This window comes from Planktothrix sp. (genome assembly GCF_046067725.1).
Classification (GTDB): domain Bacteria; phylum Cyanobacteriota; class Cyanobacteriia; order Cyanobacteriales; family Microcoleaceae; genus Planktothrix.
On the sequence record NZ_JBJUDF010000143.1, the window covers coordinates 15,817 to 39,481 of the forward strand.

Consider the following 23,665-nt stretch of genomic DNA (forward strand, 5'->3'; position numbering starts at 1 on the left):
AGGAAAACAATCCTAAAGGTACATCGGTATACGCGGGAGGATGAATTTTGCGAGAAATTCTAATGAGCTTAGGGGTGATTATTGTTTGTACGGTTGTGTTAGTTGTTGCTCAAATTACAACAGCCGTCCAACAGGCGAAAGCCGCTAATCAAAACACTCCGGTTTCGGTACAACAAACAGTTTCTTCGACTTCAACGATGAAACCTTCTAGCAATCCTTTGTTTGTACAAGAGATTGCGTCCAATGATCAAATTATTATTGCTCAAAACATGACAAATTCAGAAGAAAAAGTAATTACAACTGACTCGGGTTTACAGTATGAAGATTTGACCGTCGGAACAGGTGAATCTCCTAAGAAAGGAGACACGGTTAGCGTTCATTATACGGGAACTTTAACAAATGGTAAAAAGTTTGATAGTTCTCGCGATCGCGGACAACCTTTTCAATTTAAAATTGGTGTAGGTCAGGTGATTAAAGGTTGGGATGAAGGCGTTATGAGTATGAAAGTAGGCGGACGTCGTAAGTTAATTATTCCACCGGAATTAGGTTATGGTGCTCGCGGTGCTGGCGGTGTGATTCCTCCGAATGCAACGTTAGTGTTTGATGTGGAATTGTTGGGCGTGAAGTAATTCGTTTAGCTTCAAAAGTTACAAATACACTGGGTTTCTAAGGATGATTTCTGGGTTAATCCAGGTTTTATTCAGAAACCCGGTTTTTGATCTATTTTCCTGAATTTAAGCCGATTACACCGATGATAATTAATGCAATTGATATAAATTTAATCGAAGTAATTGACTCCCGAAAAAACGCGATTCCAATCATAGCAATTAAAGCAGTTCCTAATCCAGCCCAGACTGAGTAAGCCAGACTAACTTCAATTTTTTTGAGGGCTATTGTTAAGCAAGTAAAACTAAGCCCATAGAAAATAAAGATTCCTATAGATGGCCAAATTCGAGTAAAGCCTTGGGATAACTTCATAGAGGTTGTCCCCATGACTTCAAACACAACTCCTAAAATCAGGTAAATTCCGCTTATAAATTCCATCTTGATTAGTCAGCACGTCTTTTTTGATACTCCAATTATTATACTTAAAATTGAGGTTGAGACTTGGAGAATTAACGTTAAATTAACTAGACCGAGGATTGGCTAAATTTCTGAATTTGGTAAATTGTGGGTCAAATAAAAGTTTAATGGTTCCTGTGGGGCCATTCCGATGTTTAGCAATAATAATTTCTGTAATTCCTCGGTCTGGCGTATCAGGATTATAATAGTCATCTCGATAAATCATCATGACTAAATCCGCATCTTGTTCAATGGAATTGTGAACAATGATATTATTGGCGACAAAATTATGCAGACCTGGAACTGTTAAGTCAAATACTTCTTCTTCTCCATCGGGTATGATTGCCACAATTTCATCCCAATATACATCACTGTTAGCAAGGGCAAGTAGCTCATTTGATTGAACAATATTGGCAACTTTTAAGGCTCTTTCTCGACTCAAATTTGCTTTGTACAGTGTAGAACCACAGTAGGATTGTCCTAGACGAGATTGTATTTCTCGTGTTGTCATACCAATAATTTGCATTGCAGGTACAACATAAGTTTTCCAAACCTCTTTGGGGATTACATCTCTGTTAGGGTTATGAATGCAATTTCCCAGATGTTCAGAGATTTCTTGTAATGAACCTAATTTGTATTCTCCTGCTGCTCCAATCTTTTGAATAAATAACTCAAGGTCAGGCTTACCAGTAATTGTGACATGATACTGATTTCTGCCCTTACCAGTTTGAGAAATCATTTTAAGTTTTGCATTAATACCTAATCTTAATAAAAGTGTCTGAACATCAAATGCTAGTCTTTGACTACTGCTTGAATAATATGCAATAGGTTTTGGTTTTTTCCCTGCAAGCAATTTTATACATCCATCTGTACACCAAAGATGCCGCAGAAAGCAAGCTATTAACTCTTGGGGCTGTGAAAATAAGTCTTGAGGCAAAAACTTTTCGTAAGACCTTAAACCAAAAACTCCGAGAGAATCTAGCCATTTAGCTATTGGATTTCTAACACTATGAGTTAAGCCTTGTGTTGCTGGTAAATAAACCTGATACCAACCCCGTTCAGGGGAAATTCTAGGAACAATGGCATCTCCAAACAATTCTTTTGTTAGAAATGCAACATTCTCAGCTAAATCGATCTCCCTTGTGGTGTACTGTATGGCATGACGTGGCAGTGTACAACCATCACCTATTAAATGTCCTAATAATGCCACCTCAGAATAAGTCATGGTTTGTTTACCCGAAATAGATAGATGTCTTGGTAAACATATATGTTGTTTAGAACTTAATTCATCTAGTCTTTTCCAACCCTGAATTGTTAGGAATTTGTGATTAGCAGTTGCCCTAATTTTTCTTCCTAGTCGAGTTTTTAAGGTAAATACAGGTTTAATACCTGTAGAAAAAGCATGACTAACCATTGCTGTTTCTAGCTTCATTGTTTTTGCATTTAAAGCCCAAACAGAAAAACCAGATTGACCTACTAATTCTTTAATGGGTACTTGTAATCCGGTATCTGCTAATGTGATTAAGCTATCACCTGTTAAACATCCTGATTCCCTTAAATCCGATAACATCGGGCGTTTATTCGTTCGAGATTCAACGCTTCGACTTAACTGGGATAAAGCAATAACAGGTACACTTAATTCTCTCGCTAATCCTTTTAATGACCGAGTAATTCTTGATAATTCCTGTACTCGATTATCACTTCCTCCTTCCATTAATTGTAAATAATCAATTAAAACTAACCCTAACGCACCTCCATTTTCCGCTTGTAATCTTCGAGTTTTAGAACGCATTTCGGTAACAGTAATATTCGGGGTATCATCAATAAAAATAGGCAATTCCGCTAAGGAACTAATCGCCATTGTTAACGGTTCCCATTCCGATTGACTAATGCGTCCTGAACGAATACGGTTACTTTCAATTTTGGCTTCACTCGATAATAATCTTTGCACTAATTGTCCTTTGGACATTTCTAAACTAAAAATGGCAATCGGTAACTTATGACCCTTGGCAATATTATGTCCTAAACCGACGGCAAAACTGGTATTATGAACACAGATATCATTGGCAACAAAGTTATGGGTTTCAGGAATCGTTAAGTCATAAACCTGTTTTTCCCCGACGAATTCAATTGAAACAATTTCATCCCAATAAATCTCGCTAGTTGCTAACTGTTGTAAAGGTAAATCCTCTAAAACAGTTGCTAAAGTCCAAAGTCTTTCTCGGGATAATTGTCGTTTTCCTACATGAATATTACTATATCCTAAAATCCCTGCTCGTTTTGCTAAACTTTGCCAAGATTCATCGCCTTTAACTGTTGCAATTTCTTGCCAAATTTCTACAGGGATTAAATCTCGATTGGTTTGATAGTGCTTATTCATTAACGCTTGTTCTATTTTTAATAACGTTTTTTCTTTACTAAAAATCCCAATTTCTGAAATGAATGTTTTGATAGATAAAGCATCGGTAATATCCAGTTGCCAAGCCGTTCGTCTCGTTTCTTTATATTTAATAGAACGCTTTTTCAAGGTTGCAATAATACCAAATCGTAATAATAAATGTTGAACTTGTCGGGCTAATTCTTCACTAACACTGGCATAACCGAGTTGACATTGACCACTAGCTAAAAGAGTTGCCCAACCATCTGTTGCAAACAGACGATTAAGAAATAAAGCTATTTGCGATCGCTCTAATCTAAAAATAATTTCAGGAATCGTTTTTTGATGGGAGTTTTTTCCCCATAAACCCATTTTTTGCAACCAAATTACTAATGAATTTTTACTGTTTTTTTGAATAGTTTCTATCCCATCAGGAGCAAGAATCTCAGCATCAACGTTTAATAAATTGCATAACTGTTCAAAGAATTCTAATTTAGGAACAGACTTACCATTCATCCAAGCATCTACAGCAGATGTAGTAACCCCTAGCCTTTGAGCAATTGCAAGTCTTGATATTCCTTTAGATTGAGCAATTTTTTGTAACGTTTCAGAAAAAATTTGTCTGCTCTCAATGATCAATTTTAAGTCTTTGACAGCATTTAAAGAATCTGCACGGCTTCGGTTTGAGTTATCAATTCTAACTTTAAGATTGAAATTGAGAACAGATTCAATAAAATCTTGTTGAATTTTGGGATTATTATTAGTTAAAACAGCATTACTATTCGTTAAACCACCATCTCCTAATAAATAACCTAAAATTTTAACTTGATATTCTGGTAAATTTTCATTTCCAAAACAATTTAATTGACGAGGAATAGCAATTTTATCTCCAGGTTTAAGTTCTGCTAAAGGTCGCCATCCTTGAATCATTAAAAACGGATGAGTCAAGGTTGATTCCACAAAACGTCCTAATTTTGTTGTTACTCTAAAGACAGGTTTAATTCCATCATCAATAAAATCTGAAGGTTCAGTAATTTTAAGTTTCCAATCAGATTTTAAAGTCAAAATTTGAGCTTTTTGACGGTTATAAATCTCTTGAATGGTGACAACACTGCCATCGGATAGAACAATTTTACTATCAAAACTTAAACATTTCCCCATTGACGGTCTACCCGCAATAATAATTAAATCAGACCGTTGGAAACCTCCTGTCATCGCATCTAAATCATAAAATCCGCAGGGAATACCCGGTAAAGAAATCCCTTCATTACGGTCTTCTATTTCTTGGAAGGTATCAATTAAGGTTTCACCAATTGATACTAAATCCTGTTGGGGTCGAACTTGAGAAATATTAAAGATTTGTTGTTCAGATTTATCGAGAACCGTTTCTAAATCTTGGCTGGTATCATAAGCTAATTCTATAATATTATATGCCCCATTAATCAGACTGCGACGGATTTTTTTATCTAAGACTAATAAACCATATTGATCAATATTAACAGCCGAAACAGTCCGATCTACGAGTTGAGTTAATTTTAATTGTCCCCCCACTTGTTCAAGTAATTTTTGATCCGCTAACCAAGTGGTAACGGTCATTAAATCGGTGGGTTTTCCTTGAAAATGAAGGGTTAAAGTTGCCCGATAAATAATTTGATGGGATTTCAGGGCAAAGGATTCTGGTTGTAATAATTCTGCTACCCGACTAATGGCTTCTGGATCGAGGAGAATTCCCCCTAAAATAGCTTCTTCTGCTTCTATATTTTGCGGGGGAATGCGATCGCTAATATTGGAAAATTGAGGTTCATTCATTATAATAATAAAAGGATTTCAATAAAAAAAATTTTCCCTTCTATTCTATCCTATCTGGTGCGTGCGCGTTGATGGAGCACCCTACGCACTTATAACACAACAATAATCACCTATCTGCGTAGGGGCGAGGTCGCCTCGCCCTAACTCAATATTGAATAATTTTAACCAAGGTTTACGGATAAAATCACCCCTAACTCAATATTGAATAATTTTAACCAAGGTTTACGGATAAAATCACCCCTAACCCAATATTGAATAATTTTAACCAAGGTTTACGGATAAAATCACCCCTAACCTAATATTCAGTAATCTTAATGAAGATTTACGGAAAAAACAAATTTTATTGGTAACAAATTCAATTTTGGGCGAGGAGACTTTGCCCCTACGATTGGATTGATTTTCGGTTATTTGTAGGATTTTAAGATTAGGAAATATAATTCAAAATATGATTGATTTCCGTCTGAACTTTATCTAATTGTGAACGAAGTTGATCTAACGATTGTTTTTCCGATTGCCATTTTTCAGGGATTTCTTGTTCATATCTATGTTGTTTCTCTAATAAATCATCATAAAAGGTTAAATAAAATCTGACAATAGATATAGCTAAATTGAAACACTTGTTTAACCTTGGTAATAGGCTACTTTCTGTAAATAATAGAACTGTATTTGAAAAATCATCAAATTTTTCTATTTTAACAACTAAAAAACAGTCTTTGCGAAAGGCTTCCCAAGAAGGTTTTATTAAATCAATTAAAGGATTAGGAAAGGTATGTTTTACATTAAAAAATAAATTTATCCTAACAATCTCATCATTTATTTTAGACATCAACTTATTCTTGTATTTACTTTCTAAACAACTAACATGAGAGTCTAATTTATGAATATTAAAAATAGAAAAATCTTCAGATAGTAATTCTATATTATGTTTAATTGCTAGAATAATTTTACGGTTTTGCTCCATTAATTCCCTTTCTACAATTTTAATGAAACCGTCTTTATCTGATAAGCCTAATTCGGATTTTAATTTTCCGGTATTCTTTTCAGTAAACCACTGTCTTTTTAGTTCTATAACTCGATTAGACCATGCTTGTTCCATTTCTTGAACAACTTCTGTTTGACATTTTTTCCTTAAATTACGAATGCGTACCTCTACATTGCTAATTTGTGCGATCTGTGCCCAAATTTCATCCTTGGGGATAGATACAATTCTGGCTTTACTATTCCAAACTTCTTCAGCTTGATCTAAATCTTGATAACAATTTTTTAATAATTTATCTAATTTCTGAGCAAAGTTTCTCATTTCCTCAGTACAAGATTGAACAGATTGACTTAAATCTGTTACTGATTGTTTTAATTCTGAAGATTCATCTTTATTGTTTTGGATGAATTGAATAGCTTGATTAATGGCCAGAAAAGCATTAAGAGATTCATTCATTATCGTTAAGCTGCGATTGAACTAAAATTTTTGCCAGATCAGAGATAAGGTTTAACAGATATCACTGATATAATTAATTATACTCACTTTTGGCACTCAGGTTAACTTAGTTATGGAATCTCAAGATTTAGCAACTTTGTTAAAGTCTATCGGTTTTGCTTTAGATGTGGCATCTCCCTTTGTCGCCGCTGTTCCTTATGCGGGCACTGTATTAATTATTGCAAAAGTGGGGGTGAAATTCGCCCTAAACTATCAAAGTAAGGTCGCATCTGACCATCTGACTCAAGAATTAGACGAGCTTAAAAAAGGCATGGAGAGCTTACAGGAAAAGGCAAGTATATTAGAATCAGCAACAGCAACGTTAGGAGTCGGTGTGGCTTTACAGGGAATACTTTCAGCACTAAATTTACAGCAAACTGGTAAATCAAATTTAAAATTAGATCAAGTTTTGTTAGAGCTTCAAACAGGTTTTACAGAGTTAAAATCCATTATTAATCATCAAGGAGATGAAATTTTAAAAGCGATTAATCAAGTCGGTCAAGAAATTAAACTAGAAATGCACCGGGTTGAGTTTGTTAAGGCTTATGGAATCTTTCAGTCTGTTCATCATAATCAGCTTCCATCGGCTTTAATCACACAAAATTCTAAAGATAGAAATGATAAATTAAACTTTATTTGGAATAATTTACAAATTTGTTTGGCTATTTATAACAATAAAGAGCTTATTTCTTCGCCTTTAATTTCAGAAAAATGGAAGCGATTACAATCTGCTTGGGCGATTGAACAAACTTTAGCGTTAGTTGATATTTTAAAAAATGATTTTGATGCTTGTATTTTTCAACTAAATCACCTAAAAGATAAGATTATCAAAGATTGCATGGAATTAACAGAGTCCTGCCAATCAGAAGAAGAGATTGATTTTATATTTCCTAGAATTAATTATATTATTAATCATGATATAATTTTAATTGATTTCTGGAAAAACAATTTAAAAGTCATACAAAATTTATCGATTGAGGATCAGGAAAAATTAGCTAGTTTTAATGTAACAGATATTGTTAGTTTAAATAAAGCCCAAAAATCTAATGCTTTACAAAAACCTTCCCCCTTTGAACTGTATCAAGAATTAAAAGCTCAATCCCATTTTGTGGCTTTGAAAGATCAACTTAAATTTATCCTTAAACCCGAATTACGCTCGGAGTATGAATCTTATATTATCCAAAAAGCGATCGCTTTGAATTTTAAAGGATTAGCCTTAACCAACTGGAAAGAAGTTCCTGATTTAACCGTTGCTAATCTCTATTATTCTTTCAAAGAGAAAAAGTTTCTGGATCTCGAAAACAATCTAAAGTTCCAGATTTAACGGTTGCTAATCTCTATTATTCTTTAAAATGACAAAAATAAAAATAAGCCCTGAACTCAAGTCCGGGCTTAAGGGGAAAAGCTGTTAGGATTGGTTAAATTGAATCCAATAAAAATTTAGAGGGAAACCACTTCAACATCCACATCAGCCGTTACTTCTGAATGTAACTTAATATGAGCTTTGTAGGTTCCTAATTTGCTGATACTGGGGAGAGTAATTTCTCTACGATCAACTTCTTGACCGATGGTTTGTTGAATCAATTCTGCTAATTCCTTCTCTGTAACAGTTCCAAAAATTGCGTTTTCTTCCCCAACTTGTTTGGCAATTTTGAACACACCCACCGCTTCCAGGGCTTTTTTCTGAGCTTCCGCTTGTTGTTTAAGTTCCAGTTGCCGTTGACGTTCTTCTTCCCGACGACGTTCTACCTGTCTGAGAATGCCGGGGGTTGCCCGAACTGCGATACTCTGAGGTAGTAAATAGTTACGAGCATAACCAGGGGCCACTTCTACGAGATCCCCATTTTTTCCGAGTTTACTGACATCTTTGGTCAGAACCACTTGAACACGCTTCGCCATGATCAGTTCCTATATTTTTTTTAACCCAAACACTCTATATTAACGAAATCCGGGTGCGATCGCAAGTCCATGATCCGTTTTTGCATTAACCGATGACTTAACTCGACCTATCGCACCCGACAAAATCTGTTCTTTAAAATTGGTCTTTCATTCCTCGCAAACGAGCAAAGGTTTGGATCGGATCATGACTTTTGACTGCGGTTTGTAAACTCGGAATATCCCAACGTAAAAACGGGTTAGTGCGTTTTTCTAAACCAATTGTTGAGGGAATGGTCGGTTGATTTTGACTGCGAGCTAACTTGACATCTTGAAAACGATTGTGTAATTCTAAGTTGTCAGCATCTACCGTTAAGGCAAATTTTAAATTATTCAGGGTGTATTCGTGGGCACACCATACTCTAGTTGTTTCAGGTAAATTACGGAACTGATTTAGGGAAGTCACCATTTGTTGAGGAGTTCCTTCAAATAAACGACCACATCCCCCAGCAAATAAAGTATCCCCACAAAATAAATCACCCGGTTCATCGCTATTTTGAGGCGGGAAATAATAGGCAATATGGGCTTTTGTATGACCCGGAACAAACAAGACATCCCCAATTCGATCACTAAATTGAACCTGATCTCCCGCGTTTAAAAATACCGTTTGACCCGGAATTCTGCCTTGATCTTCTGCACCACCATAAACCGTAAGATTAGGATAGTGTTGGATTAATTTAGTATTTCCTCCTACATGATCTCCGTGATGATGGGTGTTAAAAATTGCAACTAATTCAGCATCTAAGGTCTGTAAATGGTGTAAAACAGGATCAGCTTCTGCGGGGTCAACAACGGCTGCTATTTTCCGATGGGGATCATGCAGTAAAAAAATATAATTATCAGAGAGGGCTGGAATTCGTTCAATTTGCATAAAACAAACATCTCCTAGGACAATTTGATCAAACGTTAGAATCGTTAATATTTTCCGGGTTTACGTCAGTCGTTTAGCAAATCTTATCGTAAAATTAAGTCCATATTTCAATCACAAAGGTGATCATTCAAATGCTCTGGACAATTCAAACTCGGTCTAAAATCTCAATTCTGCAAATGACAGATCGGATTATTAATTCCGGTCAACTTAGTCATGTTGACTATTTGAGATTAACTTCTGCTATTTTATCCGATAAAGAGATTAATGAGTTTGAACGCCAACAGATTAATCGAGTTTTTGATTATGTCCAAACAGGTCGGCTCAAATTTAATGATATTTAATTTTTGTTTAAGGAAACCGCGAAAACAGACCCCAAGCTGAATAATTAGCATCAAGGAATTAGCTGAGTGATGATCAAGTCTTCCTGTGAAAGCTAATTCATCATCAATGCTATCAAACTAATCATTAATGAGGTCAAACCCCCTATGAATTTGCCTGAAATCAGTAGCCTTCTTCCAGTTCCCACAGGGTCATTACAGATTCCTTCACAAGCTGCTATCCCGACAGAAATAGGGGAGTTTGCAATTCGATTATCTTTGGTAATTCCCACCTATAAGGAAAGCGAAAATGTTAAGGAAATTGTTCATCAGTTAACTCAGTTATTAGAAGCAACAATTCCCAATCAATATGAGTTAATTATTGTTGATGATGATAGCCCGGATTTAACGTGGAAGGTGGCGGCGGAGTTAATGCCAGAATTTCCTCAACTGCGAGTCATGCGACGTCAAGAAGAACGGGGATTATCAACAGCCGTGATCCGAGGTTGGCAAGTCGCCAGAGGAGAAATTTTAGGGGTTATTGATGCAGATTTACAACATCCTCCAGAAAGTTTATTACAACTTTTAGGAGAAATAAAACGGGGTGCAGATTTAGCGGTTGCGAGTCGCCATGTTGAAGGAGGAGGCGTTAGTGATTGGAGTATTGTTCGGCGGTTTTTATCGAGAGGAGCGCAGGTTTTAGGATTAATTATATTACCCGGTGTCATCGGTCGAGTGTCTGATCCGATGAGTGGATATTTTATGGTCAGACGAGATGCAATTGCTGGGAAAACCCTTGATCCGGTGGGTTATAAAATTCTGATTGAAGTGTTAGGTCGAGGTCAAATTCGTTGGGTAGGAGAAGTCGGTTATGTTTTCCAAGAACGCTTAGAAGGAGAAAGTAAAGTCACTTGGAAACAATATATTGAATATTTACAACATTTAGTGAAATTACGGTTGGCTCGATGGCCATTAATGCGGTTTTTACGATTTGGAATTGTAGGATTTAGTGGTGTTTTTGTCGATATGGGAGTGTTTTATCTCCTTTATACTGTTCTCGGTTTAGCCTTAACCCGCAGTGCAATTTTATCCGCAGAAGTGGCAATTTTCAATAATTTTCTCTGGAATGATCTATGGACATTTGGAGATATTTCTAGCCATCAGAAAGGCATGGGAAAACGAGTTAAACGCTTTTTGAAGTTTAACTTAATTTGTTTATCGGGGTTGATTTTAAACGTCTTAATTGTCAATCTCCTGTTTAATATATTTGGGATGAATGCTTATGTCTCTAAAATTATTGCGATCGCAATTGTCACGTTTTGGAATTTCTGGCTGAATTTAAAATTAAGTTGGCGGGTAACGGAAGTTAAATGATGGCGAGTTTTGCGATTCTGTTTAAGAAGAGAAAGGGGTATTTTTTAACCCCTGTTTAATCATCCAATTTCCAGCTAGATCAAATAATCCTCCTAATAAACAAGCGATCGCAACTACTAGCAATAAACGTAACCAATAAAACGAGATAAAACCCATTGCAACCCATAAAAAGATTTCTAAGTTCATGTGGATTAAGTAAATTCCATAGGATGTATCGCCAATGGGATTCAACCATCGTTTCAGGCTTGGTAAATAATTAATGATTTGAAATAACGCAAAAAATTCTCCTATTCCTATTAAAAAATCGGCGGGAATTCTCCACACTATTAAGGTTTCCTCCGATACCCAATCACCAGCTAATCCTAACCCCCAAATCATGATCAAAATTCCCAACCATCGGCGTTGAAACAGTAGATTTAGACTCCAGTTCAATAAATGCTTAGATACAGAATTTTGTTCTAATAAAGCGATCGCTAAAACGATTCCTAAGATAAATTCAAATAACCGAGACGGAAAAAATGCTCCCCGTAATAATCGATCTGTGACGCTATCACTCAGGGGAAGAAAAACAATTAATCCGCGATAAAGTAAAGAAATAATGATTGAACTGATTAACAGATTTTGCCATCCCCAACGTTTCCCCCAGCGAATTAAAAATGGAAAAACAAAATAAAGTTGAACGATTAATCCTACATACCACCAAGCCCCATTTAAGAAGGTATAAAAGGGCATGATAAAATTTCTCAAAGTCGTTAAACTGGCAAAAATTGCTGAGGTAATGGTTAATCCTCCTTGAGTCCAAACTTCTTGACCAAAGGGAACCCTTTCAGGATTTATCCAATAGATCAATAAAGCTAAACCATGAGCCATCCAATACAGGGGAAAAATTCTGAATAATCGCCGTTTCCAAAAGGGAATTAATGCTATAATATTAGGATTATTTTGATTTTTTTGGTAATTTTTCCACCAAGAAGTCGCCAGTCCAAACCCACTTGCAATTAGGAAAATATGTACCCCCTGTTCTCCCATTAAACAAAAGAAATTAAGGCATCCTTCTATCAGTCCTTTCACACCATTTTCAGTTAAAATCTCCGTGATTTCTGAAAATTTAAGATATCCTTTGGTATAAGCCCAAATGTGATAAAGTACAATCCAGAAAATAGCGATGGCTTTTAGAGTGGGTAACAGTTCACTCAGACGAGTATAGGGTTTAGCAAGAGCAGATGTTGCCATAAATTAATATATCTGATAAAAATTAATTCACCTATTGTAGTTGATTAATTGATGCTACCCTTGCGTGACCTTGCAAATGAAAAAATTACAAAGGTAATAGGAATTAAAACAACATTAATCCTAATTGTATGGTTTTAATACAAAAATAGGTTAATAAAAAAGCGGTTAAAATAAAAGTTATTTGATTAATTTTATTTTTATTCATGTTGATCATTGGTTTTTGACAAATAAATTAACTGTAAATTGGTCAATGTCCATTGTTCCTGATAGAGGCTCCTGTTTTTTTAATCTAAAATTCTGATTCATCAAAGCTTGAATTTCTTGTCTTTGATTATCAGTCATTTGTTCAGACCAAACAGGTTCAGCAACTTCTAACTCAATAATTCTTCCATAGGGTAAGGTTTGAGAGGTTAACAATTTTTCCAAAGCCGGAGCAAGTTTAGCAGATTCTTGAGCCAATAAAGACACAGGATATTGAGGAGAAATATAATAAGCTAAACGGTTCACATGACCCCACGCTTGAGAATTCATAACAATTAAGGTAGGGGTGGTGGGTTCAGTGGCAATGATATCAGAAATTTGATGAAACATTTGCCGAGGTCTTAAACTATAATCGCCTATACTAATACTTAAATAGATGAGAATTAAACCCGTTGCTGTCAGACGATATAACGGTTCTTTTTTGATTTCTTGAATCAAGAGCGTTATCAATAATAAGCAACCGGGAAGAATCATCATTAAACTTCTTCCCCAACCAAAGCCGATTGTAAATTTTTTACCAACAATATCCGCTATTAAGGCTAAAAACAGAGGGAAAATTCCTAAAATTAACACGACTCCTAAGCGTCGATTTTCTCCCAATTTCCACAGACGAATACTGCCAATTGTAAAAACAATAATCCAGAAAATACCCGTAGTTACTGCAACCCAAACCGGAATACTGGTAATCCAATCTCCTACCCCTAATTGCACCCCTAAAAGATAAGCAACATCTTGTAAATGCTGTATCATTGTGGCAAAAAAACCATCAGGAGTGCTAAACCGTCCTAAGTCAGCATTCCGCAATTGTTGACGAGTTCCCCATAACACCCAAGGAACCGTAATTAATACCCCAGTTCCTAAACGTAAAGCGTGTTGCCACCAGTGACGTCGATCTAAATATAAGACTAAAGTGGCTAAAGTGATCACCCAATAAGCAAATAAATAAAACGTTAAACATCCTGCCGCCACAGCAACAATTAATACCCCTGTCCAAAACAGTTGTTGTTTCAATTTTAGGGGCGTTTTATGTTCAATTGGAGTGTTTTGAGGTTTAATTTTATCAACACCGATTAACTGAATTAAAGCCCAAGCACTTAAAATTGTCCATAACACTAATGGAGCATACATTCGGACATTGAGAGAGTGGAATAAAAAGAAAGGATTCGTTGCTAAAGCGGCTGCAAATAATAAACCGCCTCGATATCCTAATAAAGTTCGTCCTAAACCATAACCACACCCGATACTGAATAAACTAACTAACAGATTAAGACTGCGTTGGGCAATTTCGCTATTGCCAAATAACCGTAACCAGAAATGCTGACTCAGATAAAATAAGAAGGGATGAGGTTCTGCAACAATTCCTTTGAGCAAACTGACTAGAGTTCTTAAAAGATCACTAAAACTAGACTCCGGTGGTAAATTCAGGAGTAGAGTATAATTAGCTAAAACAACAGGGACATCCTTCGGAGTAACATAAGCACTTTTTTGTCCGGTCGATAAGAGCAGGGATAATACTTCGTCGTACCAAAACTCGCGACTCCCTAAGTTAATCACTCTAATAGAAATGCTAATGAAGATTGCTGCAATTAGTAAAGTTTCTAGGGATAAAGATTTTGCAAAAAACACTAATTTCTTACCTTTTTTCATAAAAAATCAACCTAAGTAATGGATCAAGACTAAATTGATAGAAACCACAACTTTTAATTCCTGCTTATACCCAACGCAACCCTTAACTTTTTCTCTTGCAAAATTTTTGAGTAGAAATTGTTAAATTCCACAATGAAAAAAGGATAGCCTGTTTTACTATGAAAGTTTCAATCGTTGTTGGTGATTTATCGAGTAGCGGAGCCGGAAGGTGGGGAGGTGCTGTTCGCCCCTTTTTACTGGCTCAAGCCCTAAAAAAAATCAACTGTGAAATCGAAATAGTCGGCTTCACTCAAGCCGCAGATGAAACCTTAACCCTGAGTGATGATATTCCGATTGTTTCTATCATCAAAGAAACCTATTATCCTCAATTTTTTAAATCGGCTCAACAACTGTTGAAGCAGATTACCGGGGACATCATCTATGCTTATAAACTCAAACCCACCAGCTTTGCTTTATCTTTATTCAAAAGATGGCAAACCCATCGTCCTGTGATTTTAGATATTGATGATTGGGAATTAAGCTGGCATGGGGGAGAACAGTACCAATATAAACCTTCCCTCAAACAACTGGGAAGAGATCTGCTTAAACCTGATGGCTCTTTAAGACAACCCGATTATCCCCTTTATTTAAAATGGATCGAACGGTTGGTTTCTCAAGCCGATTGTATCACCCTTCACACCCAATTTTTAAAGCAACGCTTTGGCGGGATTTATTTACCCAATGGAAAAGATACCTACTTATTTGATCCCCAACGTTATGATTCAGAAGCCAGTCGTTTTCAGTATGGATTGAAGGACTATCGAGTTTTAATGTTTCCGGGAGCACCTAGACCCTATAAAGGATTAGAAGATGTTTTGATTGCCTTAGAACAACTCAATCAAAAGGATATTAAATTAGTAATTGTGGGAGGAAGCCCCTATGATGAATATGACCAACAACTAATGGAAAGATGGGGAGAGTGGATCATTAAGTTACCAAAAACTCCGGCTATAATGATGCCTGAAGTGGTTGCCGCAGCCCATGTTGTTGTGGTTCCTCAACGAGATGTTCCCGCAGCGCAAGCTCAATTTCCATTAAAGCTAACTGATGGCATGGCAATGGCAAAACCGATTCTAGCAACTCAAGTTGGAGATATTCCTCAAATTTTGGGCGAAACTGGATATTTAGTAGAGCCAAGTTCACCCGAACAAATTGCTCAAACCCTAGGGAGGATTTTTGATGATTTTGAAGAAGCGCAGGCGAAAGGTTGGAAAGCCCGCCAGCGATGTATTGAGAACTACAGTCTTGATGCAATGGCTGTTATTTTACAGGAGATTATTGATAAACTGCATTAGAATTCAAGCCCAGAGATAAATGTAAGAATGTACAATAAAGGTTCAAGCTACGATGGGATTAATTATAAAAATTTAGTATGCCTAATCAAAACTATTTAGTTCAATATGCACGACAATATCCGACTAGGATTATCTTGACAATCTTATTAGGATTTTCTGGAGCTATTTTTAGTGGCGTTAGTACCACCTTAATTGTTCCGGTTGTCTTAAATTTTCTAGGTCAAGAAATGGAAATGAAAGGCGCTCCTCCTTTAATCCAAAAAATGTTACTTCCTTTTGTGGATGTTCCCGAATCCTATCGATTAGGATTAATGGCTTTAGCAATTTTATTAGCATTAGTTTTAAAGAACTTAACAACCTATTGGAGTAGCATAGTTTCCAGTTCCCTAAGTCGTGCCTTAACCTGCGATATGCGCGAAGCCGGATTAAAGTTAATGTTAGATGTGGATTTAGATTTCTATGCAAAAACAAAAGTAGGGGATTTAATTAACCAATTAGGGGGAGAAATTGCCAGGGCTTCCAGTGCCATTGGGATTTATATTGGAATGTTTACCACCTCGATCACGATTTTTGTGTTTGTGATCATTCTCCTCTCCATTTCTTGGCAACTCACCTTAGCAACAGGTTTATTGCTATTTGTTGTTACTATTTTAAATCAATATATTATTGGGAAAGCTAAACAATCAGGTAATCTTCTGTCAGAAGCCTCCCGAAATTATTCAATTAAGCAGATGGAAGTTCTGAATGGAATTCGCTTAGTCAAAGCCACTGCTAATGAAAACCCTGAATATGAACAGCTTAAAAAGTTAATTCGAGAACGAGAAAAGGCAGATTATAAAGCTCAAATGGCTTCAGCCGCCATTGCCCCAATCAATGAAGTGGTGAATATGCTCGTTCTGTTAGTGCTAATTGTGATCGGAAAATTCTTTTTATCTCAAGATCAAATTACTGCCTTATCAACGATTTTACTCACCTATTTGTTTATCCTATTCCGTACCTTACCTCTGATTTCTCAACTCAATAATGCTCGGAGTAACTTAGCGCAACGGGTGGCAGCAATTAACATTATTGGCGGGTTTTTAAAACGGGATAATAAACCGATTATGAAATCCGGTTCTATTCCTTTTACAGGAATTCAAGAAGGGATTCATTTTAATAATATTTCTTTTATCTATCCCGGTCATGACAAAATCGCCCTTCAGAATATTGACCTGTATATTCCACGAGGCCAAACTTTAGCTTTAGTTGGGGGTTCTGGTGCGGGAAAATCCACCTTGGCAGATCTTCTTCCCCGATTTTATGATCCAACTCAAGGTTCTATAGCAATTGATGGTCAAGATTTGCGAGATTTTGACATAAGAACTCTAAGACAATCAATGGGAATCGTCAGCCAAGATACGTTTCTATTTAACGCTTCTGTTCGAGATAATATCGCCTACGCTAAACCTGATGCCACCGATGAAGAAATTATTTTTGCGGCTCAACAAGCCAATGCAGAAGAATTTATTACTAAGTTACCCCAAGGGTTTCTCACCCCCATTGGCGATCGCGGTGTTTTACTCTCAGGCGGTCAACGTCAACGCATTTCCATTGCTAGGGCTATCCTACAAAATCCCGATATCCTGATTTTAGATGAAGCCACCAGCGCCTTAGATACGGTTTCAGAACGTTTAGTCCAAGAAGCCATTGATAAACTCAGTCATGAGCGCACAACGGTTGTTGTCGCTCACCGTTTATCCACCATTCAAAAAGCTGATCAAATTGCTGTTTTAGAGCAAGGATGTTTAGCGGAGGTAGGAACCCATGATCAACTGCTGGCAAAAGGTGGAAAATATACTCAACTTTACACCCTGCAATTTGCTGATGAAGCCAGTCGCGATCGCGCCATTATTCGCAGTTCCTATGAGGTTCGCAGCCGCCTTAACCCGATGATCGGTTTCCTGCAATTATTAGCCGATGAGTTAATCGATGATCCAGAAGAACGGCAAGAACTACTGAACGAGTCCTATCGTTCAGCAACGTTTATCCTAGATAGCCTAGAATTTATTGAACACAGTGTAAAAATTCGCTTAAATAGCAAACTTTCAAATTAAATTCAACTGATCCTGAAGGAATTTATGTTATGCTCCTGCTAAATTTTTATCGGTTCAAAGGGATATGCAGAAAATCTGGAATTTTCTCATCAGTTGTCTTGGGAAAACCGGATTGCTAAAATTTTAGCTCACATTTTAGAACCGATGCGTATCCCTCTTGTTACTGTATCAATCATTCAATTAGAATAAACTATGACTGAAAAAATTGTTGGCATGATGACCAGCTATCCCGGCTTAAACCAAGGTGATTGGCTTTGGCAACAAACGCCTTATAGTTTTGGCAAGTGGGGTAATATTAGGATTCAAGCCAATCATCCTCAGCCAGATTTTCTGTTACTTTATCAATTTGATTTTGGGAAACCCGTTAAACAATTAACGTGGAAAGAACGCTTAAAACAAACCCTTAAACCTCAACCCCCCGAACCCGATATTCGAGAAAAGTTTAGAGGCGTTCCCAAAGACCAGATAATTTATTTATTGCGCGAACCTCCCTTAGAAGAAGTCGTGGAAATCAATAAAAGCAATTATGAAACAGCCCAACAATATTGCGGTTATATTTCTGGCCCTGATGACTTCGCCCCAACACCTAATTATATGCCGGCTATTTGGTATCATTCCAACGCCTTTCGCGAATTAAATGAAATGAATCCTCCTGAAAAAGTCAAGGCTTGTAGTTGGATTACATCGGGAGTTAATCGCACTGCTAATCATCGGAAACGATTAGATTTTTTGAAAGCGTTACAAGCTCAAAATCGGGAAATTGATTTTTATGGTCGGGGATTACCCACTTGGGTCACAGCATCGGGAGAATTAAAAAATAAATGGTACGGAATGGCTCCTTATTATTACAACTTAGCAATTGAGAATTATGCTGATAATAATTGGTATGTGACGGAAAAACTGTGGGATTCTTTACTGGCTTGGTGTCTTCCCATTTATTATGGCGGGCCAGCAGCCGATCACTTACTGCCTCCAGGCAGTTTCTTAAGATTACCCAGTTTAGATGAAAAAGGAGTATCCTATATTCAAGAGGTTATTAGCAGCCCTGATGCTTGGTTTGAAGCGAAAGCTGCGATCACAGAAGCTCGACAGATTATTTTACACAAACTAAATTTATTGAATTGGTTATCTGAGTTTTCTGAAGCGTTTAACCTCTAATTTGATTAATTTTTAAGGCTCAACGGGCATTATCTCAAAGATTGATAAAAAGAGAGGAATCAGTATGCAGGGAATTTATACCCTTGGTAATGATGTAGTTTACGATCAAATCGTAGCATTACTTAATAGTATTGATGCAAATTCAGGCTCAGACACACCCGTTTGTGTGTTTCCCTTTGATGAGCGGTTAGAACGATTAAGCGAGGAAATTGCCCGGCGTCCAAATGTCAGTTTATATAATAATCAAGAAATTATTAATCACTGGGATCAATTTATGGCTGGAGCCAGTCCCGCCAGTACCAATAAAAAATATAGGCTTTATGGAGCTCATCGTCGCTTTTGTGGCTTTAATGGCCCTTTTGAACGGTTTGTTTACATGGATGCTGATACTTTATTAATGAGTCCGCTTGATTTTATTTTTAATAAATTAGATGAATATGATTGTGTTGTTTATGATTTTCAGCATTTTGAACCGGAGAGAATTTATAATCTTAAATCTTCTAAATTAACCCAGGTTTTTCCGCAAGAGTTAATTGATTCTCAAATCTTTTGTTCTGGGTTCTATGCAACGAAAAGAGGATTATTTGATCAAGAAAAATGTCAATGGTTACTATCCAATTTGCAAGAGGGAGGAGAATTAGAAATTCTGTATCCCAAAGGAGATCAACCGGTTTTGAATTATATGTTCATGCGTTCAGGAATCCCCATTTATAACTTTGCCTATTACTTACCGAACAGCATTAGAACGGGGAACAGCGTTACCTCTAGTCATTTTAAAGAAAAAGATCATATTCTTTATGATAAAGGTAATCGCTTAACGTACTTTCATTACATTGGAATTATGCCAAGTGTGATGGAAGCGGTCTGTAAAGGTAAAAACGTTGAATTTCCCTACCGAGATGTGTTTTTATATTATCGCTATCTACATGAACCTGAAAAACGCCCCGTCTTTACCACCCCAGGTGTTCCCTATAATGTAAGTTCTAAACCCAGTCTTGTTAAGCGCATTTTGCGAAAATTCAACTTAAGTCGTTAAGCAGAAACGATACCTGAAGAAATTAACAGTGCTGGAAATTATTAGGTAAAAACCCTCGATTTTCCTTCTCTTTTTTTGCTTCCTACCTCCAGCATCGTTGCTTCTTGTTTTTCTGCTTCCTGTTCATGAAATTGAGGAGATTTTTATGACTCGTGGGATTTATATTACGGCTAACGATAAATTTACCGATCAAGCGATCGCCTTACTCAATAGTATCCGCACTTACGATAACCAAACCCCTGTTGTTTTGATTCCCTATGATAACAATTATCATCAAGTTGCTGAACGTTTACAACAAGATTATGGCGTACAAGTTTATGACGATTTAAACTTTATTGAACGACTCTCAATTCAACTTCAACAGATTTTTGGAGAAAAATTCTTTGCCCGTCCAAATCAATTTCGGAAGCAAGCCTGCTGGTTTGGGCCGTTTGATGAATTCTTATATATCGATACAGATATTGTAGTTTTTGAGAAAATTATTGATAGGCTAGATTCTCTATCAGAGTATGATTTTCTCTGTTGCGATTATCAACACGCAGGCGGATTAACCAATGTTTTTACACCCAAAATTTACACGGTATTTAGTCCAGAAGAATTAAAAGGTATGTTTAATGGAGGGTGGTGGGCTTCTAAGAAAAACCTACTTTCAGAACAGGATTTATATGACACCTTTGCTGAATGTGCAGCCCACCCAGAATATTTTGATTTTTCTCAAAAAACCTCAGACCAACCCATCATTAATTATATGATTTTAAAGCGGGTTAAACGGCGATTTAATTTGGTCTTAGGAGAAAATAAAGGCCCCGGAAATTGGGCGGGAAGCCAACATTTTCAACAGGATGGCTATCGATTAATTGATACCAAAGTCAATCAACCCCTGCAATACCTTCATTGGGCAGGAATTCGGATTGAACCCGGATGCCCCTATTGGGAGATTTGGGAACATTATCGCTATTTACACGAACCTAAGCCTGATACTTTGCCTCAATCTAAACCGAGTCAAAACCCTTTTCAAAAAAACATCCGAAAACTTAAAAATCAATTTAAATCATTCTTTTAAAACTCTCTGAATTTCCTGCCAAATTTCATCTAAAACATTATCTAACGTATGATCACTATCAAGTTCAATCAGTTTAACCCAAGGTCTTTGTTCAGCATAATTTCTACTGGCTTGAATCGGGATTATTTCATCCTCAATTCCATGTATGATTAAGGTTGGAATTTCACGCTGTAACTGTTGATCCGAATATTGGGATAAATCCTCAAAAAATTGATAATGCAAGGGTAAATTTCGGTTTTCTGCATAATGATAAACAGATAAATTCCCTTGGTCTTTCCATTGGTTTAATGTTTCTGTTCCTAATTTGAGAAACCATTCTGATAAAAAATTAAAAGCAGGAGCGAGTAAAATTAATTGTTCAACGCATAAATTTTGTTCGGCTAACCAAGCTGCTGTTAATCCTCCAAAACTTGATCCAATCCCAATAATAGGTTTGGAAACAGTTGCAAATTCTGATTCAATTTGTTTTAATTGTCGCGTTAACGTTAAATGTGAAAAATCTCCTTGATTCAAATCAGGGATGTTTAAATTAATACCCACAGATGCAAAGCGATCGCGCAAATATTGAGCTTTTTTAGAAGCTGGACTAGAGGCAAAACCATGTAAGTAAATATAATTTTTTTCCTTCATCTTTTGGCTGTATCAATATTAAAGTTTATAGAAATTATTATAACTTACTTTATATTTGATTAGGGATATCGGGTTTCCTGCTTTTGTTCTTGTATCTGCTGTTTATGGGGAACTTCTTCAAGAACTCTAGGTAAACAAAAGCTAAAAGTTGAACCCACGTTGATTTCGCTGGAAGCCGTAATATATCCTCCCATTAATTCACAAAAACGTTGAGTAATAGATAATCCTAATCCTGTACCCCCATACTTACGAGTGGTAGAATTATCAGCCTGCATAAACGGTTGAAATACTTTTTCAAGTTGTTCAGAAGTCATCCCAATTCCAGTATCTGCAACACTAAATGTAATCCAATCTTCCCCTTTAATTGCAACAGCTTGGTGAACAGAATTAGAGAGTACATGACGTTGACTAGAAACATACCGAACAGAAGAATTAGAGATCGTCAGGGTAATCATTCCCGCCTCTGTAAATTTACAGGCATTACTCAATAAGTTTAATAAAATTTGTTTGACTTTAGTTCGATCACAAACCATTGTTCCTAGATAATTAGCACCCTTCACAATGAAAGTATTATTATTGGTCTGAACCAAATGCTGAATTGTTGCTTGAATTTCATTAATTAACGTAGAAAGATCAAAACTTTCTAAATGGATTGTCATTTCACCGGATTCTAATTTAGAAATATCTAAAATATCCTGAATAATTGTTAATAAGTGTAGTCCTGATGTTTTAATTTGTTGTAAATCGGGAATTAAATCTACATATCCTAAATCTTTTACATCTTCTTGCAATAAATCACTGTAACCGATAATAGCATTTAAAGGCGTTCGTAATTCATGACTCATTTGTGCTAGAAATTCACTTTTAGCTTGGTTAGCAGCTTCTGCAACTTCCATCGCGTGCTGTAATTCTATTTGGGCTAATTTATTCTCAGTAATATCTCGGACAATCGCTAAGACTTCTTCTTGACCACTAACCACAATTCGAGCTTCAAAATGACGGCGTTTCCCCTGAACAAACCATTCATACTCAAAAATCTGTATGTTTTGGGTTTCTAAAGCAGTCGTCACATAGTGAACATAAATCTGGGCAATATAATCTGGTAGTAAATCATAAACCGTTCGATTCATAAATTTACCAAGTGAACGCAAAAAATGATCCCCTCTAGGTGCTTTAAAATCTAAAAACACACCCTCTCGATTAAACCGAAACATCAAATCAGGAATCGCATTCAATAAAGCCCGATTTTTCGCTTCACTTAGGCGTAAATCTTCAGCCCTTAATTCCAAACTTCTAATTAAATGTTCTTTACTTTGAATTAAATCTTGTAATTGCTCCGTCATACTATTAAACGAATCCGCCAAAACCTTTAATTCATCCTGACTATTAATCTCAATTTTTCGATTCAAATCTCCAGCCGCTAATTCTTGGGTGGCGGCAGTCATTTGTTCCAGAGGCTCCGTAATTGAACGACTCATTAACAATGCTAAAGCCGTTCCTGCCCCTGCTGCAATCAACGCAACAATAATCCCTTGGCTGCGAACTTCCTCCATTTTTTGATAAACTGGGGCCGTAGATAACCCAACACTAACAGCCCCCAAACGTTGATGACCCACAACCACCGCACGACCTGCTAATAATTGATCAGCTTCCCACAAAAAAATCGGTTGATCACTCTTAATCAATTCTTTGCCTAACGGATCAGGTTTAATCCCATAAGTCAGAACTGAATTACTATAAGCATCCGCCACCACCCGTCCTTCTTGTTCATAAACTCGACCTGCAACTAAGACTTTATTACGTCCTAACTGCTGCATAATTTCTTCTAAAAAATCCGCATCTAAATTGTAAAGGGGATCGGAGGTAGTCACAGCTAAAGTATTGAGTAAAAGCTCCGCTTGTTGCTCCAGTTCTTGACGAAAGGTTTGTTGCTGACGATGAAGAGAAAGCCAAGTGACACCCGCCACCGTCAGAATGACTAAACTGGTCAT

18 protein-coding genes are annotated in these 23,665 nt (G+C 36.6%); 9 read left to right on the forward strand and 9 right to left on the reverse strand.

Annotated features, from left to right (window positions below):
- Window positions 1-47: 47 nt before the first annotated feature.
- Entirely contained in the window at window positions 48-629 is a 582-nt protein-coding gene (locus tag ACKPEB_RS08035) for an FKBP-type peptidyl-prolyl cis-trans isomerase (RefSeq protein WP_408964353.1), read from the forward strand.
- A gap of 91 nt (window positions 630-720) precedes the next feature.
- On the opposite strand, the gene ACKPEB_RS08040 is transcribed toward ACKPEB_RS08035, so the two are convergent.
- From ACKPEB_RS08040 to ACKPEB_RS08050, 3 genes are all read right to left on the reverse strand, one after another.
- Complete coding sequence (locus tag ACKPEB_RS08040; RefSeq protein ID WP_408964354.1) at window positions 721-1,044, reverse strand: DMT family transporter; 324 nt, start codon at window positions 1,042-1,044, stop codon at window positions 721-723.
- An 82-nt stretch (window positions 1,045-1,126) separates the two neighbouring features.
- A complete protein-coding gene (locus ACKPEB_RS08045; protein WP_408964355.1) occupies window positions 1,127-5,248 on the reverse strand; it encodes a replicative DNA helicase in 4,122 nt (1,373 codons plus the stop codon).
- A gap of 424 nt (window positions 5,249-5,672) precedes the next feature.
- The gene (locus ACKPEB_RS08050; RefSeq protein ID WP_408964356.1) at window positions 5,673-6,683 is read right to left on the reverse strand and encodes a hypothetical protein; all 1,011 of its coding nucleotides are present in this window, start codon (window positions 6,681-6,683) and stop codon (window positions 5,673-5,675) included.
- 112 nt (window positions 6,684-6,795) lie between these two features.
- Here ACKPEB_RS08050 and ACKPEB_RS08055 point away from each other — a divergent pair, with 112 nt between their 5' ends.
- Entirely contained in the window at window positions 6,796-8,046 is a 1,251-nt protein-coding gene (locus ACKPEB_RS08055) for a hypothetical protein (RefSeq protein WP_408964357.1), read from the forward strand.
- A gap of 116 nt (window positions 8,047-8,162) precedes the next feature.
- Here the strand turns inward: ACKPEB_RS08055 and rplI are convergent, their stop codons facing one another.
- The gene (gene rplI, locus ACKPEB_RS08060; protein WP_408964358.1) at window positions 8,163-8,621 is read right to left on the reverse strand and encodes a 50S ribosomal protein L9; all 459 of its coding nucleotides are present in this window, start codon (window positions 8,619-8,621) and stop codon (window positions 8,163-8,165) included.
- A gap of 133 nt (window positions 8,622-8,754) precedes the next feature.
- On the reverse strand, window positions 8,755-9,528 hold the full coding sequence (gloB, locus tag ACKPEB_RS08065) for a hydroxyacylglutathione hydrolase (RefSeq protein ID WP_408964360.1): 774 nt from the start codon (window positions 9,526-9,528) through the stop codon (window positions 8,755-8,757).
- Window positions 9,529-9,659: 131 nt separating this feature from the next.
- Here gloB and ACKPEB_RS08070 point away from each other — a divergent pair, with 131 nt between their 5' ends.
- Together ACKPEB_RS08070 and ACKPEB_RS08075 are read left to right on the forward strand one after the other, a co-directional pair.
- Entirely contained in the window at window positions 9,660-9,869 is a 210-nt protein-coding gene (locus tag ACKPEB_RS08070; protein WP_408964361.1) for a hypothetical protein, read from the forward strand.
- A gap of 144 nt (window positions 9,870-10,013) precedes the next feature.
- Window positions 10,014-11,219, forward strand: coding sequence for a glycosyltransferase (locus ACKPEB_RS08075; RefSeq protein WP_408964362.1), 1,206 nt, complete (start codon window positions 10,014-10,016; stop codon window positions 11,217-11,219).
- A 21-nt stretch (window positions 11,220-11,240) separates the two neighbouring features.
- On the opposite strand, the gene ACKPEB_RS08080 is transcribed toward ACKPEB_RS08075, so the two are convergent.
- Window positions 11,241-12,452 carry an acyltransferase family protein gene (locus tag ACKPEB_RS08080; protein WP_408964363.1) on the reverse strand — a complete coding sequence of 404 codons (1,212 nt, stop codon included), beginning with the start codon at window positions 12,450-12,452 and terminating at the stop codon, window positions 11,241-11,243.
- A gap of 210 nt (window positions 12,453-12,662) precedes the next feature.
- On the reverse strand, window positions 12,663-14,360 hold the full coding sequence (locus ACKPEB_RS08085) for a glycosyltransferase family 39 protein (RefSeq protein WP_408964364.1): 1,698 nt from the start codon (window positions 14,358-14,360) through the stop codon (window positions 12,663-12,665).
- Between the two features lie 158 nt (window positions 14,361-14,518).
- On the opposite strand from ACKPEB_RS08085, the gene ACKPEB_RS08090 reads away from it, so the two are divergent.
- The 5 genes from ACKPEB_RS08090 (at window position 14,519) to ACKPEB_RS08110 (ending at window position 21,044) form a co-directional block, all read left to right on the forward strand.
- Entirely contained in the window at window positions 14,519-15,694 is a 1,176-nt protein-coding gene (locus ACKPEB_RS08090; RefSeq protein WP_408964365.1) for a glycosyltransferase family 4 protein, read from the forward strand.
- Between the two features lie 77 nt (window positions 15,695-15,771).
- Window positions 15,772-17,787 (forward strand): ABC transporter ATP-binding protein, encoded by a 2,016-nt coding sequence (locus tag ACKPEB_RS08095; RefSeq protein WP_408964366.1) that lies wholly within the window; start codon window positions 15,772-15,774, stop codon window positions 17,785-17,787.
- A gap of 192 nt (window positions 17,788-17,979) precedes the next feature.
- Window positions 17,980-18,945: a glycosyltransferase family 10 domain-containing protein gene (locus ACKPEB_RS08100; RefSeq protein WP_408964367.1), complete on the forward strand. Its 966-nt coding sequence runs from the start codon at window positions 17,980-17,982 to the stop codon at window positions 18,943-18,945.
- A gap of 64 nt (window positions 18,946-19,009) precedes the next feature.
- Window positions 19,010-19,981, forward strand: a complete 972-nt coding sequence (locus ACKPEB_RS08105) for an Npun_R2821/Npun_R2822 family protein (protein ID WP_408964368.1) — start codon at window positions 19,010-19,012, stop codon at window positions 19,979-19,981.
- Between the two features lie 145 nt (window positions 19,982-20,126).
- Window positions 20,127-21,044 carry an Npun_R2821/Npun_R2822 family protein gene (locus ACKPEB_RS08110; protein WP_408964369.1) on the forward strand — a complete coding sequence of 306 codons (918 nt, stop codon included), beginning with the start codon at window positions 20,127-20,129 and terminating at the stop codon, window positions 21,042-21,044.
- Here the strand turns inward: ACKPEB_RS08110 and ACKPEB_RS08115 are convergent.
- Both ACKPEB_RS08115 and ACKPEB_RS08120 read right to left on the reverse strand, forming a co-directional pair.
- Window positions 21,033-21,674, reverse strand: coding sequence for a YqiA/YcfP family alpha/beta fold hydrolase (locus ACKPEB_RS08115; protein WP_408964370.1), 642 nt, complete (start codon window positions 21,672-21,674; stop codon window positions 21,033-21,035). The two genes, ACKPEB_RS08110 and ACKPEB_RS08115, sit on opposite strands and share 12 nt — an antisense overlap.
- Before the next feature lie 59 nt (window positions 21,675-21,733).
- A complete protein-coding gene (locus ACKPEB_RS08120; protein ID WP_408964371.1) occupies window positions 21,734-23,665 on the reverse strand; it encodes an ATP-binding protein in 1,932 nt (643 codons plus the stop codon).